Source organism: Vibrio sp. 10N.247.310.24, from assembly GCF_041467175.1.
In the GTDB taxonomy this organism is placed as follows: Bacteria; Pseudomonadota; Gammaproteobacteria; order Enterobacterales; family Vibrionaceae; genus Vibrio; species Vibrio tasmaniensis_A.
The window spans coordinates 13,562-27,285 of record NZ_JBFSUD010000062.1 but is presented as its reverse complement, the minus strand read 5'-3'; the positions used below and the strand labels follow the sequence as shown (position 1 = coordinate 27,285).

Here is a 13,724-nt window from a genome sequence, read left to right as displayed (position 1 = left end):
CCCAGCCAAATATCCGTTCAGGTTCAAGCAATAATGCTTATCCGAACGGCATTACCCAAACGGGAGGCTTTTTTGTGCCTACTGTTTAAGGTCAATGAACCCGGTTCGTTCTATTCTTCATCGAATAGCAGAAATAATCGCAATTAACGGACGGTTCTTATTGTGCAAAGGCGAAGAATTGTGGATGATTAGCAACAATGATCTTTCTATCTTTGACAGGCGCTGTAAGCGACCATTTTCATTGGTACAAAAGATAACTTTCTCTGACAATACTAAATACATAGAGGTGCTATAGATGAGTGAAGCTGAGGCTCGTCCATCGAATTTCATTCGCCAAATTATCGATAAAGATTTAGCGGATGGTACACACAGTAGCGTGCATACTCGTTTCCCGCCGGAGCCAAATGGCTACCTGCACATTGGTCACGCTAAATCTATTTGCTTGAACTTTGGTATTGCTCAGGACTACCAGGGACAATGTAATCTTCGTTTCGATGATACAAACCCTGAAAAAGAAGACGTTGAATACGTTGAGTCAATTAAGAATGATGTAAGCTGGTTAGGCTTTGAATGGTCTGGTGATATTTGTTACTCATCAAACTACTTCGATACGCTTTACGCTTATGCTGTGGAATTAATTAATAAAGGCTTAGCGTACGTTGACGAGCTAAGTCCTGATCAAATCCGTGAGTACCGTGGCACGCTAAAAGAGCCAGGTAAAGCGAGCCCATACCGTGATCGCAGCCCTGAAGAGAACTTAGCGTTGTTCGAAAAAATGCGTGACGGTGGCTTTGAAGAAGGTAAAGCGTGTCTACGTGCTAAGATCGACATGAGCTCTTCATTCATGGTTATGCGCGATCCTGTTATCTACCGTGTTCGTTTTGCTCACCACCATCAGACTGCAGACAAGTGGTGCATTTACCCAATGTACGACTTCACTCACTGTATCTCTGATGCGCTAGAGGGTATTACGCACTCTATCTGTACTCTTGAGTTCCAAGACAACCGTCGTTTGTATGACTGGGTTCTAGATAACATCACGATTGATTGCCAACCTCGTCAATACGAGTTTAGCCGTCTGAATCTTGAATACACGGTAATGTCGAAGCGTAAGCTCAACCAACTTGTGGTTGAAAACCTAGTTGAAGGTTGGGACGATCCACGTATGCCAACTATCTCTGGTTTGCGTCGTCGTGGCTTCACTTCAAGCTCGATTCGTGAATTCTGTAAACGTATTGGTGTGACTAAGCAAGAGAACATGATTGAGTTCGGTTCACTTGAATCTTGTATTCGTGATGATCTGAACGAAAATGCACCTCGTGCAATGGCTGTTCTTGACCCTATCAAGGTCGTGATTGAAAACTACGACGCTGATACAGTAGAAACATTGACGGTAGCAAACCACCCGAACAAGCCAGAAATGGGTACTCGTGAAGTACCATTTACACGTGAAGTTTGGATTGAGCGTGATGACTTCCGTGAAGAAGCAAACAAAAAGTACAAGCGTTTGGTTCTAGGTAAAGAAGTTCGTCTACGTGGCGCTTACGTGATCAAAGCTGAACGTATCGAAAAAGATGCAGAAGGCAACATTACGACTATCTTCTGTTCTTACGACAATGAAACATTGGGTAAGAACCCTGCAGATGGCCGTAAAGTGAAAGGCGTTATTCACTGGGTATCTGCTGATAAAGCGTTGCCTGCTGAGATTCGTTTATACGATCGTCTATTCACAGTGCCAAACCCTGCTGCTGCAGATGATTTCGCTGCAACGCTAAACCCTGAATCACTTGTTACGCTAAACGGTTTTGTTGAACCTAGCCTAGCAGAAGGTGTGGCAGAGCAAGCGTATCAGTTTGAACGTACAGGTTATTTCTGTGTAGATTCGAAAGACTCTAAAGCAGACGCGCTAGTATTCAACCGCACGGTTGGTCTACGTGACACTTGGGGTAAAACTGAGGCTTAATGGCTTTGTTTTTCTCTACTCTATTTTTCCAAGCTCTGTTTCTCGGAGCTTAGTTTCTCAAGAGACGCTTAATAAAAAACCGGCTTAGAGCCGGTTTTTTTTGTGCCTGGGAAATAACCAAATTGTGGGCCAAGCTACTGTGATTCTTAATACAGTATCAGCCCAAATAAAAAACGCCGGCCTAAGCCAGCGTTCTGTGTTACTTCTTCGCTTTATGTGCGTCTGGGTTGCCTTTGCAATCCCCAGTGATGCTTTTACCATACAGATACAAACTGTGGTTAGTTAGCTGTACATTGTAGCGTTGAGCGATTTCTTTTTGTCTTTCTTCGATAAGATCATCAGAGAACTCGATAACTTCACCGCAGTCTAAACATACTAGGTGATCGTGGTGATGCTGTGTTGAAAGTTCGAATACAGACTTACCACCTTCAAAGTGGTGACGAGTTACAATGCCTGCATCATCGAATTGGTTTAGTACGCGATAAACGGTCGCAAGACCAATCTCTTCACCTAAGTCGATCAGCTTTTTATATAAATCTTCAGCACTAATATGTTGGCAATCTGGTTGTTGTAATACTTCTAAAATTTTGAGCCGTGGGAGGGTCACTTTAAGACCAGCATCTTTTAGCGCTTGATTATTGTCTGACATATACTTTCCTGTTGATGATCTGCAGCAATTAACAGAATTCAATATTAATACCATTATAGTTTAGTCAGGCATAACAATAAACCACGAACTTCAAAGGGTTACTCACTGACATCACAATCTGTTTTGTAAATTGGAAGTATCTCACTTATAGTGGAGGTACGACCAGCCAGGTGACGGTGTTTTTTGATATGAACATGGATTGTTGTTATGAATAAGCAACTCGCAAAAATATATAAACCTAATATTGTAAAATTTGCACTCAATATTTGGCCTCCCTTTTGGGGCTCGGGAATTCGAATAGCCCACATTAGCGCTGACTTTAGGGTTGTTAAGACTGTGCTCAAGTTGCGGTGGTGGAATAAGAACGCTAATCGGACTCAATATGGCGGCAGTATCTTTTCTCTTACCGATCCCGTTTACTCGTTAATGTTAATGGGGATTTTAGGTGAGCGATATTATGTTTGGGATAAAGAGGCGAGTATTAACTTTATCAAGCCTGGTCAATCCGACTTGTATGCAGACTTTGAGATAAGCCAAGGGCAACTTGAGGATATCTATCGTCAGACACAACTTGGTGAGAAGTGTTTCCCCGAATTTATCATCCACGTTAAAGATAAGCAGGGAAGTGTGGTTTCGGAAATTCAGCGAACTCTCTATGTGAGAAAGAAGCCACAATTTAGAGAGGATGACGAAGCATTAGAAGCTGAGTGTTGATTGATAAATATTGAATAGAAAAAAACCTCCTATAAGGAGGTTTTTTCATATCTACATAACGGTCATTAATTGTAACAATTAATGACCGCTAATGAATTAGTCTTCAAGCTCTGCTAGGCACATCTCTTCGTGGATTTGTTTAACCCAGTTAGATACACGCTCATCAGTCAGCTCAGGTTGACGGTCTTCATCGATACATAGACCAACGAACTGGCTGTCATCGCCTTCAACTAAACTTTTCGATGCTTCGAATTCGTAGCCTTCAGTTGACGTGTGACCTAGGATAGTACCGCCTTTTGCTTCAACGATATCACGGATAGTACCCATAGCATCGCAGAAGTATTCTGCGTAATCTTCTTGGTCGCCACAACCAAAAATAGCAACAAGCTTAGTTGAGAAATCAATAGCTTCTAGCTCAGGGAAAAAGTCATCCCAATCACATTGTGCTTCGCCGTAGTACCACGTAGGGATACCAAGCAGCAGCAGATCGAAGTTATCGATATCTTCTTTGCTGCTTTTTGCAATGTCTTGAACTTGAACGAGCTGCTTGCCCAATTGCTTTTGAATCATCTTAGCAACAGCTTCAGTGTTACCTGTATCGCTACCAAAGAAGAGACCTACACTTGCCATAGAATCATTACCTTTCATTTTGTCTGTTGTCGGTGTAATAAAGTTCGGAGGAAATCGTTAGATTCCAGTTCCTTCCCAGCTTAGTTGGATTATCCCTTTTGCGATAAAGCCTGCGCAGCCAAGGAAAAGTACTAACCATACGATACGACGACCAAATGCAGGAACATTTCCCTGCTTTAGAACGTCTTTAATTGCCATTCCGATTAGAAAGAAAATCGCGGCAAACAGAAGATCTAAACCAACAGATTCAATGATGTTCATGTAGTCGTAAAGCATGGGAACCTTATATACCAAATTTGCTTGGGCGCACTATATCACTGTTGTGAGATAAAGTTAATCTGCTGTGATTACACAGCTCTCATTTATATCGACTAATCAACCTATCTAAGTGATGAATTTCCTTATTGCACGGAGCACTTCAGCGGGCTTTTCCGCGTGTAGCCAATGTCCAGTATTGGCGATAACATGTGCCTTTGCGTTGGAAAACTGCTGTTGAACGGCGGTTTGATGTTCAGCCGTCAGGTAATCTGAGTCACCACCCTTGATTAGCAAGGTTTTGACCGAGGTTTTGTCAATCGGTTCCCAACCAATAATCTGTGGGTAGTTGTTTAATAGCGAGGCAACATTGAAACGCCATTCCATGATGCCTTGTTCTGATTTGAACAAAGATTTCGTTAAGAACTGGCGAACCCCATCAATTTCGATATGTTTTGCGAGGACCTTAAGCGCCTCTGAGCGTGATGTCGGTTTTTCTTCTATCACAGCTTGTAGGCCTGCGAATACGTTGTCGTGACGACTTTGGGTGTACGCGACTGGTGCCATATCTAAGACAATCAATTTACGCAGCGTCAGGTGCTGTGTCAGTGCCATCGCTACCTTGCCACCCATCGAGTGACCAATCACAGTGACATCTTCTAGCTCTAGAACATTCAGCAGTTGAGCCACATCTTGTGCCATAGCTTGATAATTATGAGTGTCATTATGGAAAGATTGACCGTGGTTACGTAGATCGATGCTAAGTACCTGATGATCGGCTTTTAGATCCCTAGCGAGCAAGCCAAGGTTGTCCAAATTTCCGAATAATCCATGGATCAAAACAATGGTGTGACCCTCACCTTCAATTTTATAGTTGAGCTGTACTGACATTTTTATCTTATTCATGGTGGGTTTGACGTAGAGTATCCGCGCGGATCTCGCTATAATCCCTCAGAGTTTAAACATTGAGATTGTGAAAAGCGAATGAAAACAATTGAGGTTGATGAGGACCTATACCGTTTTATTGCGGGTCAGACAGAACGTATTGGCGAAAGCGCTTCAGATATTCTGCGCCGCTTGTTACTGGTTGATAACCAAGGCACGGTTCCGATCGAAGAGATCGTTGAGCCAAAAGGTATCGTTGTTAGCAAAGAGGTAGGCTTTACTCCAGAGAAGTTCGATGGCGTTAAAGAAATGCGCTCACTACTAATATCAGATGAGTTTGCATCACTAAAGAAAGCCATTGATCGTTTCATGCTTGTGTTATCAACACTGCATAAAATCGACCCTTTAAGCTTTTCAGAAGCAACTCAAGTAAAAGGCCGCAAGCGTGTTTACTTTGCAGACAACGAAGCGACGTTGTTAGCAAACGGCAACACAACTAAGCCTAAAGCTATTCCACAAAGTCCTTTTTGGGTTATTACGAATAACAATACAAGCCGAAAAAGACAGATGGTTGAACAGCTTATGAGCCGCATGAATTTCCAAGCAGAATTGATAGAAAAAGTAACAGGTTCAATTTAACGAAATCTGATTTAAACCTCATAATATCCATGGCTAAGAAGATATTATGAGGTTTTTTTGTTTTTAAATTTTATATAAGGATGTCGATAATGGCTATGCACCCTCGTGCCGGGCAGAAAGCTCAGCAGGAAGATCTTCATAATATCCCGGCTTTAGTTGCAAACTATTTCTTACAGCAACCGGATGCTACTAACCCAGATCATAAAGTACTGTTCGGCACTTCAGGTCACCGCGGTACAGCAGACAAATCAACATTTAATGAAAACCACATTCTAGCGATCGCACAAGCGGTTGCTGAGGTTCGTGCCGATCAAGGTACAACAGGCCCACTTTTCTTAGGCAAAGATACTCACGCTCTATCTGAGCCTGCTTTTTCTACGGTTATTGAAGTGCTAGTTGCAAACGGCGTTGAAGTTATCGTTCAAGAAAACAATGGCTTTACTCCAACTCCAGGTATCTCGCACGCGATTCTTACGCACAATCTAGTGAATGATAAAAAAGCTGACGGCATTGTTATCACGCCTTCACATAACCCACCTCAAGACGGGGGCATTAAATACAACCCGACACACGGTGGCCCTGCTGAAGCTGAACTGACTCAAGCGATTGAAGATCGTGCGAATGTGATCATTGCTGAGCAAATGCAAGGCGTTAAGCGCACTCCTATCGCACAGGCTAAACAGTCTGAGCTAGTGAAAGAAGTTGATTTAGTTGCTCCTTACGTTGCTGACTTGGTTAACGTGGTTGATATGGAAGCAATCCAGAAAGCAAACATCAAGATTGGTGTTGATCCACTGGGTGGTAGCGGTATTGATTACTGGCGTCAAATTGGCAAAGCGTACAACCTAGACCTGACTCTGGTCAGTGAAGCTGTTGATCCTTCGTTCCAATTTATGTCTCTAGACAAAGATGGTGTGGTTCGTATGGACTGTTCTTCTCCATACGCAATGGCAGGTTTACTAGCACTTAAAGACGACTATCAATTAGCGTTTGGCAACGACCCAGACTACGATCGCCACGGCATTGTTACGCCAAAAGGCTTGATGAATCCAAATCACTTCCTAGCGGTGTGTATTGACTACTTATACCGTAACCGTGAAGGTTGGGGTAAAGACGTTGCAGTGGGTAAAACATTGGTATCAAGTGCTCTGATTGACCGCGTTGTTGCTGACTTAGGTCGCGAGCTTTGCGAAGTGCCAGTGGGATTCAAATGGTTCGTTGATGGTCTTTATAACGGTCAGTTTGGTTTCGGTGGTGAAGAGAGTGCGGGGGCATCTTTCTTACGTAAAGACGGTACGCCTTGGTCAACAGATAAAGATGGCCTGATTCTTTGCCTACTTGCCGCTGAGATCACAGCAGTAACGGGCAAGAACCCACAAGAATACTACGAAGAACTTGCCGCTAAACATGGCGAATCTAAGTACAACCGTATTCAAGCAGTAGCTAACGGCGCACAAAAAGACGTGCTTAAGAAGCTATCTCCAGAGATGGTTTCTGCTGAGACGCTTGCTGGTGATGCGATTACTGCACGCTTAACGCACGCTCCAGGTAATGGTGCTGCGATTGGTGGCCTAAAAGTGACGACTGAAAACGGTTGGTTTGCTGCTCGTCCATCAGGTACAGAAGACATCTACAAGATCTACTGTGAAAGCTTTAAAGGTGAAGAGCACCTGAAAGCAATCGAAGCAGAAGCTCAAGAGATTGTTAACCAAGTATTTGCAGCCGCTGGCCTATAATCGAATACAGATTAGTAGAGCCATCAAGTAAATAGTGAAAGGGTTGATGTGAAAGCATCAGCCCTTTTTATTTGTCTGTGAGTAAGTGGCTAAGACTAAATCAACTCAATGGCTGAATAGATTAGCCGTGTGGCCAGCTTTGTGGCATCACAAACCAAAACTGTCCTGATTTGGTTTGTCCATGAACAAAGCGGTCACCAAACTCGGTGATGGGTTTACCGCTGAAATCATCTGTCCCAGCTGCCCATTGCTCTTTGGTGAGAGGGTAGAGCACTTCAGTAATTAAATGAGCTTGGTTTTGATAGCACCAAAAACCGTTTACTTGGCTTGAATTAATTTCGTAGCCCAAACATTCAGTAGGTACTTTTTGATCTAAGAAGGGGTTGGTATATAGACGCCCCTGCATGAGGAGATGTTTTGAGTCGACATCGATCTCTGGATACTGTTCAATAAAGGCGGCTGAAGATGACATACCAAGCTGGTGGCTTAGCATCCTATCGAGCTTCTTATCCAATTGATCATGAGAGTTTGGCCCAAACCATGTTTGTTCATGGAGCAGGTAAAACTTAATCGCCACTTCCCAATGTTGCAGTTTTTGGCTGCTCTCTTCTTCAAGAATAAAGTCGATTGCACCGAGAGTTCTACCTTCCACATTGATCTGAATCTCGTCGTGCTTTATCGAGTAATTCGGTGAGGCAACGATGACTTGTTCGCATAGATGCTGGTAGAGGAAACCTAATCTAGGATTACCATCATAAGTATGTGATGAGTCGATGGCATGGTGGCTAGAGAATGCACTGAGATCCGAAACCGGTGGCTTGATTTCTAGTAATGGCGGTGAGTCGATGACCCATTGGTAAAAACATTGCAGTGCTGTCATCTCTTCCTCATAAACTAGCTCTTTATAAACATAACCCTGGGGCTTTCGACATTCTACCCGTAAATTGATATAACGACGTTATTATAAAGGTAAGCTGGAAAGAAAAATGAATAACTTACAATTAGAAAAGCTACTTAACGAAAAACTGCAGCCACAGCAGATTAAAGATTACTGTCCTAATGGTCTTCAAGTTGAAGGTGCAACAGAAGTGAAGCGAATCGTTACTGGTGTGACAGCTTCTCAAGCCTTGATTGATAAAGCGGTAGAACTGAACGCAGACGCTTTGTTAGTCCATCACGGCTTTTTCTGGAAAGGCGAGTCAGAAGCGATTCGTGGCATGAAGGGCAAGCGCATTCGTACCTTGATTAAAAATGACATCAACCTTTTAGGTTATCACTTGCCGCTTGATATCCACCCTGAGCTTGGTAATAACGCGAAACTGGCGGAGTTACTTGAGATAGAAGTCGAAGGCGGTTTGGAAGGGCACCCACAATCCGTTGCGATGTTTGGCAAGTTGAGTGCGCCAATGACCGGTTCAGAGTTCGCAGAAAAGATTGGCCAAGCTTTGAACCGCAAGCCATTACACATTGCTCCAGAGAACCAAGACAAAATGATTACGACTGTCGGTTGGTGCACCGGTGGTGGTCAAGATTACATTGAGTTAGCGGCTTCTCAAGGTATTGATGCATTTATCTCTGGTGAAATTTCAGAGCGCACAACTTACTCAGCACGTGAACAAGACATTCATTACTTTGCCGCAGGCCACCACGCAACAGAACGTTATGGTGTGAAGGCATTAGGTGAGTGGCTAGCGAAAGAGCATGGCTTAGCTGTTGAGTTTATCGATATCGACAACCCGGTATAAAAAGAAAATATGGGATGTAGGATACGAGTCACTATAAATTTGTACCCGTCGATGAGACTGGCTAGTTAGAACTCTAATGGATTTTATTTCGAGAGATCTCAAGTAATTCGTCATTCCCTAGACTGACGAAGGAAGGAGTAGGGAATCTCTAAAAGCTTGTCGATACAATTAGTGAGATCCCCAACTCGCTCGTCCCTCACTCTTGAGGATGACGGAGTTGAGAGCATATAAAAGAAAAGGGTTGATGTTAATACATCAACCCTTTTTGATTTTAATCGATTAGAAAAGTCGAAACTTTACTATTCGCGCTCGTGTAGAGCTTGGAAATCACGCTGTTCTTCACCAGTGTACAACTGACGAGGACGACCGATGCGGTTCGTCGGATCGCTGTGCATTTCGTTCCAGTGTGCAATCCAACCGATAGTACGAGACATCGCGAAGATTACTGTGAACATTGATACCGGAATGCCGATCGCTTTCAGAATGATACCAGAGTAAAAATCTACGTTCGGGTATAGTTTCTTCGATACAAAGTACTCATCAGAGAGAGCGATGCGCTCAAGTTCCATTGCTACGTCAAGTAGTGGATCTTGAATGTTCAGTTCTTTAAGTACTTCGTGGCACGCTTCGCGCATTACCGTTGCACGTGGATCGTAGTTCTTGTAAACACGGTGACCGAAGCCCATTAAACGGAATGGGTCATCTTTGTCTTTTGCTTTTGCTACGTACTCTTCAATGTTGTCTACGCTACCGATCTCTTCAAGCATCATTAGACAAGCTTCGTTAGCACCGCCGTGAGCCGGACCCCACAAAGAAGCGATACCAGCAGCAATACAAGCAAATGGGTTTGCGCCCGAAGAGCCAGCTAAACGAACTGTTGACGTTGAAGCATTTTGTTCGTGATCTGCGTGTAACGTAAAGATTTTGTCCATTGCGCGAGCAACAACAGGGTTCACTTCATATTCTTCACATGGATTCGCATACATCATGTGCAGGAAGTTTTCTGCGTAGCCTAGGTCATTGCGTGGGTAGATAAACGGTTGACCGATAGAATATTTGTAACACATTGCAGCCAGTGTTGGCATTTTTGAAATTAGGCGGTATGCCGCAATTTCACGGTGTGTGTCGTTATTAACATCTAATGAATCATGATAGAACGCAGCAAGCGCACCTACCACACCACACATAACAGCCATTGGGTGAGCATCACGGCGGAAGCCGTGGAAGAAACTAGCAATTTGCTCATGAACCATGGTGTGACGCGTGACAGTCGTCTTGAACTCTTCGTATTGAGCTCGAGAAGGAGCTTCGCCGTATAAAAGAATGTAACAAACTTCTAAGTAATCAGCGTTATTGGCCAGTTGATCAATTGGATAACCACGGTGTAGAAGGATACCTTTTCCACCGTCAATATAAGTGATTTGCGATTCACAAGATGCAGTGGCAAGAAAACCAGGATCAAAAGTGAAAAAACCATTAGAACCCAGTGTACGAACGTCGATGACTGGAGTACCAAGTACACCTTCTGTAATCGGCAATTCGATCGGCGCTTGACCTTCAATATGAAGGGTAGCTTTCTTATCCGCCATAACAATCTCCTTTGTTATTATTAATCCGTCCAGGATGTTTATGTGCCATTTTTTTACTGGTCTTACGTCAGAAAGTCAATTTTTCTGCAGCTTTGTGTGCACTTGTTAGTGTTTTTTACATTAAATTCGTTAAAAGTCTGTGCTGTGTAGCATTATTTGTTGCATCAATTGTATTAGAATGTTGCCAGCCGTATAGTGGCGCTGAAAAGTTTGGTTAAAACCTTATAAATGCAAGGCTAAGAAGAAATGTGAGGTGTCTTCGGAAACCTAGCTGTTAACAATTATTTTACAATTATCTAAGGCTCAACTTACGTTATTTGTTAAGTTAATGTTAAATTTTGAGGGTTTGCAATCAAATTTTGTCCATAACAATACATAAGGTTATTTAATGACCATCATGCTCAATGGAGCTGAGTGAGCGAGCCCGTGAAAGAAAGAAAGACAAGACCTGTTAATTTAGATTTACAGACCATCCACTTTCCTATCACAGCAATAGCTTCCATCCTACACCGTGTGTCTGGGGTGATTACTTTTGTTGCGATCGGAATTCTGCTTTGGTTACTATCCATTTCCCTCTCTTCCCCTGTAGGCTTTATGGAAGCTAGCGACATTGTCGACGGTTTCTTCGTGAAGTTTATTCTGTGGGGCATTTTAACCGCTTTGGCTTACCACATTGCTGGTGGTATTCGTCACCTTCTTATGGACCTTGGTCACTTTGAAGAGCTGGAATCTGGCGCTAAGAGCGCGAAGGTTGCATTCGCAGCAACAGCGGTATTGTCTCTACTAGCGGGGATCTTAGTATGGTAAACAACGTTTCTACTTTTGGTCGTAATGGTGTGCATGATTATCTATTGATTCGTGCAACAGCCATCATTATGACGCTTTACACTATCTACCTAGTGAGCTTCTGTGCTTTCTCAGGTGATATTTCTTACGCATCTTGGACGCAATTCTTTGGTGGTACTTTCACTAAAGTCTTCACCATGTTAGCGCTTACTTCAATTTTGGTTCACGCGTGGATCGGCTTGTGGCAAGTACTAACTGACTACATCAAATGTGCAAAATTGCGCGTTGGTCTTCAAGTCGGTGTTGTTGCGGTTCTTCTAGGATATTTCTTCTCTGGTCTGTTTATTTTGTGGGGTGCGTAAGTGACTATTCCTGTTCGTGAGTTTGATGCTGTAGTAATTGGCGCTGGTGGTGCTGGTATGCGCGCCGCGCTACAAATTTCTGAGCAAGGCCTATCTTGTGCGTTGCTTTCTAAAGTTTTCCCAACTCGTTCTCATACTGTATCTGCGCAAGGTGGTATCACCGTTGCTCTTGGTAATGCGCATGAAGATCACTGGGAACAACACATGTACGACACGGTAAAAGGTTCCGATTACATCGGCGACCAAGATGCTATCGAATACATGTGTAAAAATGGTCCTGAGTCGGTTATCGAACTAGAAAAAATGGGTCTTCCATTTTCTCGTTTTGATAACGGTAGTATTTACCAACGTCCGTTTGGTGGCCAATCTAAGAATTTTGGTGGTGAGCAAGCGGCTCGTACCGCAGCGGCAGCCGACCGTACTGGTCACGCACTGTTACACACGCTTTACCAACAAAACATTAAACACAAAACGACGGTTTTCTCTGAGTGGTATGCACTGGATCTTGTTAAAAACGAAGATGGTGCAATCTTAGGTACTACCGCGCTTTGTATGGAGACGGGTGAGGTTTGCTACTTCAAAGCGAAGGCAACAATCCTTGCTACTGGTGGTGCTGGTCGTATTTACGCATCAACAACCAATGCTCACATTAACACTGGTGACGGTGTTGGCATGGCGATTCGTGCAGGCGTTCCAATGCAAGACATCGAAATGTGGCAGTTCCACCCAACGGGTATCGCTGGCGCAGGTGTTTTGGTAACAGAAGGTTGTCGTGGTGAAGGTGGTTACCTTCTCAATAAAGACGGCGAGCGCTTCATGGAACGTTATGCTCCGAATGCTAAAGATTTAGCTGGTCGTGATGTTGTAGCTCGTTCGATGATGGTTGAGATTCGTGAAGGTCGTGGTTGTGATGGTCCATGGGGTCCACACATCAAGCTGAAACTCGATCACCTAGGTAAAGAGACGCTTGAATCTCGTCTACCGGGTGTATGTGAGCTTTCTCGTACGTTCGCTCACGTTGATCCTGTTAAAGAACCAATTCCTGTAATCCCAACGTGTCACTACATGATGGGTGGTGTTCCTACACAGGTTTCTGGTCAAGCAATTAAACAAACTGAAGACGGTACAGACGTTGAAATTCAAGGTCTATTCGCTTGTGGCGAAATCGCTTCAGTATCAGTACACGGTGCAAACCGTCTAGGTGGCAACTCGCTACTTGATTTGGTTGTGTTCGGTCGTGCGACAGGTCTTCACCTTGGTGAGACTTTGAACAAACAAGCTGAAGCAAAACCTGCAACTGAAGCTGACATTGAACGTTCACTAGAGCGCTACAATCGTTGGGAAAACAGTACTGACGGTGAAGATCCTGCGGTAATTCGTAAAGACCTTCAGCAATGTATGCAGAACAACTTCTCTGTATTCCGTGAAGGTAAAGCGATGGCTGACGGCTTAGAAGAGCTGAAAGTGATTCGTGAGCGTCTTAAAAATGCACACCTTTCAGACAAGTCGACTGAGTTCAACACGCAACGTATTGAGTGTTTAGAGCTTGAAAACTTGATGGAAACGGCATTCGCAACCGCGGTTGCAGCAAACTTCCGTACAGAGAGTCGTGGAGCGCATGCTCGTTTCGACTTCCCAGATCGTGATGATGAGCAATGGCTATGCCATTCTCTGTACAACCCTGAATCAGAAAGTATGACTAAGCGTGGCGTGAACATGGAACCTATCCATCGTGAAGCATTCCCGCCGAAAGCACGTACGTACTAAGGAG

At 43.7% G+C, this 13,724-nt stretch carries 14 protein-coding genes; 8 read left to right on the top strand and 6 right to left on the bottom strand.

Annotated elements, in window-relative coordinates; translation table 11 throughout:
- Positions 1-295 precede the first annotated feature (295 nt).
- Positions 296-1,963 carry a glutamine--tRNA ligase gene (gene glnS, locus AB6E08_RS17125; RefSeq protein ID WP_012604539.1) on the top strand — a complete coding sequence of 556 codons (1,668 nt, stop codon included), beginning with the start codon at positions 296-298 and terminating at the stop codon, positions 1,961-1,963.
- 199 nt (positions 1,964-2,162) lie between these two features.
- On the opposite strand, the gene fcrX is transcribed toward glnS, so the two are convergent.
- Positions 2,163-2,612, bottom strand: a complete 450-nt coding sequence (fcrX, locus tag AB6E08_RS17120; RefSeq protein WP_004734226.1) for a ferric iron uptake transcriptional regulator FcrX — start codon at positions 2,610-2,612, stop codon at positions 2,163-2,165.
- Between the two features lie 207 nt (positions 2,613-2,819).
- Here fcrX and AB6E08_RS17115 point away from each other — a divergent pair, with 207 nt between their 5' ends.
- Positions 2,820-3,326 (top strand): DUF4442 domain-containing protein, encoded by a 507-nt coding sequence (locus AB6E08_RS17115; RefSeq protein WP_009847330.1) that lies wholly within the window; start codon positions 2,820-2,822, stop codon positions 3,324-3,326.
- A gap of 96 nt (positions 3,327-3,422) precedes the next feature.
- Here AB6E08_RS17115 and fldA read toward each other — a convergent pair whose 3' ends face one another.
- From fldA to AB6E08_RS17100, 3 genes are all read right to left on the bottom strand, one after another.
- Positions 3,423-3,956, bottom strand: a complete 534-nt coding sequence (gene fldA, locus AB6E08_RS17110) for a flavodoxin FldA (protein WP_372063487.1) — start codon at positions 3,954-3,956, stop codon at positions 3,423-3,425.
- 57 nt (positions 3,957-4,013) lie between these two features.
- The gene (locus AB6E08_RS17105; RefSeq protein WP_009847328.1) at positions 4,014-4,232 is read right to left on the bottom strand and encodes a DUF2788 domain-containing protein; all 219 of its coding nucleotides are present in this window, start codon (positions 4,230-4,232) and stop codon (positions 4,014-4,016) included.
- A 108-nt stretch (positions 4,233-4,340) separates the two neighbouring features.
- A complete protein-coding gene (locus AB6E08_RS17100) occupies positions 4,341-5,102 on the bottom strand; it encodes an alpha/beta fold hydrolase (RefSeq protein WP_012604537.1) in 762 nt (253 codons plus the stop codon).
- Between the two features lie 93 nt (positions 5,103-5,195).
- Here AB6E08_RS17100 and seqA point away from each other — a divergent pair, with 93 nt between their 5' ends.
- Together seqA and pgm are read left to right on the top strand one after the other, a co-directional pair.
- On the top strand, positions 5,196-5,735 hold the full coding sequence (gene seqA, locus AB6E08_RS17095; protein WP_012604536.1) for a replication initiation negative regulator SeqA: 540 nt from the start codon (positions 5,196-5,198) through the stop codon (positions 5,733-5,735).
- Positions 5,736-5,824: 89 nt separating this feature from the next.
- Positions 5,825-7,471, top strand: a complete 1,647-nt coding sequence (gene pgm, locus AB6E08_RS17090; protein WP_029222966.1) for a phosphoglucomutase (alpha-D-glucose-1,6-bisphosphate-dependent) — start codon at positions 5,825-5,827, stop codon at positions 7,469-7,471.
- A gap of 121 nt (positions 7,472-7,592) precedes the next feature.
- On the opposite strand, the gene AB6E08_RS17085 is transcribed toward pgm, so the two are convergent.
- The gene (locus tag AB6E08_RS17085) at positions 7,593-8,351 is read right to left on the bottom strand and encodes a DUF1853 family protein (protein WP_017100866.1); all 759 of its coding nucleotides are present in this window, start codon (positions 8,349-8,351) and stop codon (positions 7,593-7,595) included.
- Between the two features lie 106 nt (positions 8,352-8,457).
- Here AB6E08_RS17085 and AB6E08_RS17080 point away from each other — a divergent pair, with 106 nt between their 5' ends.
- Positions 8,458-9,216 carry a Nif3-like dinuclear metal center hexameric protein gene (locus AB6E08_RS17080; protein ID WP_017100865.1) on the top strand — a complete coding sequence of 253 codons (759 nt, stop codon included), beginning with the start codon at positions 8,458-8,460 and terminating at the stop codon, positions 9,214-9,216.
- Between the two features lie 299 nt (positions 9,217-9,515).
- Here the strand turns inward: AB6E08_RS17080 and AB6E08_RS17075 are convergent, their stop codons facing one another.
- Positions 9,516-10,805 carry a citrate synthase gene (locus AB6E08_RS17075; protein ID WP_004734217.1) on the bottom strand — a complete coding sequence of 430 codons (1,290 nt, stop codon included), beginning with the start codon at positions 10,803-10,805 and terminating at the stop codon, positions 9,516-9,518.
- A gap of 414 nt (positions 10,806-11,219) precedes the next feature.
- Here AB6E08_RS17075 and sdhC point away from each other — a divergent pair, with 414 nt between their 5' ends.
- Genes sdhC through sdhA form a run of 3 tightly spaced genes read left to right on the top strand, consistent with a single transcriptional unit; the run spans position 11,220 to position 13,720 of the window.
- Positions 11,220-11,612: a succinate dehydrogenase cytochrome b556 subunit gene (sdhC, locus tag AB6E08_RS17070; RefSeq protein WP_012604532.1), complete on the top strand. Its 393-nt coding sequence runs from the start codon at positions 11,220-11,222 to the stop codon at positions 11,610-11,612.
- Positions 11,606-11,953: a succinate dehydrogenase, hydrophobic membrane anchor protein gene (gene sdhD, locus AB6E08_RS17065; protein WP_004734215.1), complete on the top strand. Its 348-nt coding sequence runs from the start codon at positions 11,606-11,608 to the stop codon at positions 11,951-11,953. Before sdhC ends, sdhD begins: the two co-directional genes overlap by 7 nt.
- Entirely contained in the window at positions 11,954-13,720 is a 1,767-nt protein-coding gene (sdhA, locus tag AB6E08_RS17060) for a succinate dehydrogenase flavoprotein subunit (RefSeq protein ID WP_009847321.1), read from the top strand.
- Positions 13,721-13,724 lie beyond the last annotated feature (4 nt).

Excerpts from the sequence above, each read along its gene's own strand:
- glnS (WP_012604539.1), top strand. The coding sequence starts at position 296 with ATGAGTGAAGCTGAGGCTCGTCCATCGAATTTCATTCGCCAAATTATC.
- fcrX (WP_004734226.1), bottom strand. The coding sequence starts at position 2,612 with ATGTCAGACAATAATCAAGCGCTAAAAGATGCTGGTCTTAAAGTGACC.
- AB6E08_RS17115 (WP_009847330.1), top strand. The coding sequence starts at position 2,820 with ATGAATAAGCAACTCGCAAAAATATATAAACCTAATATTGTAAAATTT.
- fldA (WP_372063487.1), bottom strand. The coding sequence starts at position 3,956 with ATGGCAAGTGTAGGTCTCTTCTTTGGTAGCGATACAGGTAACACTGAA.
- AB6E08_RS17105 (WP_009847328.1), bottom strand. The coding sequence starts at position 4,232 with ATGCTTTACGACTACATGAACATCATTGAATCTGTTGGTTTAGATCTT.
- AB6E08_RS17100 (WP_012604537.1), bottom strand. The coding sequence starts at position 5,102 with ATGTCAGTACAGCTCAACTATAAAATTGAAGGTGAGGGTCACACCATT.
- seqA (WP_012604536.1), top strand. The coding sequence starts at position 5,196 with ATGAAAACAATTGAGGTTGATGAGGACCTATACCGTTTTATTGCGGGT.
- pgm (WP_029222966.1), top strand. The coding sequence starts at position 5,825 with ATGGCTATGCACCCTCGTGCCGGGCAGAAAGCTCAGCAGGAAGATCTT.
- AB6E08_RS17085 (WP_017100866.1), bottom strand. The coding sequence starts at position 8,351 with ATGACAGCACTGCAATGTTTTTACCAATGGGTCATCGACTCACCGCCA.
- AB6E08_RS17080 (WP_017100865.1), top strand. The coding sequence starts at position 8,458 with ATGAATAACTTACAATTAGAAAAGCTACTTAACGAAAAACTGCAGCCA.
- AB6E08_RS17075 (WP_004734217.1), bottom strand. The coding sequence starts at position 10,805 with ATGGCGGATAAGAAAGCTACCCTTCATATTGAAGGTCAAGCGCCGATC.
- sdhD (WP_004734215.1), top strand. The coding sequence starts at position 11,606 with ATGGTAAACAACGTTTCTACTTTTGGTCGTAATGGTGTGCATGATTAT.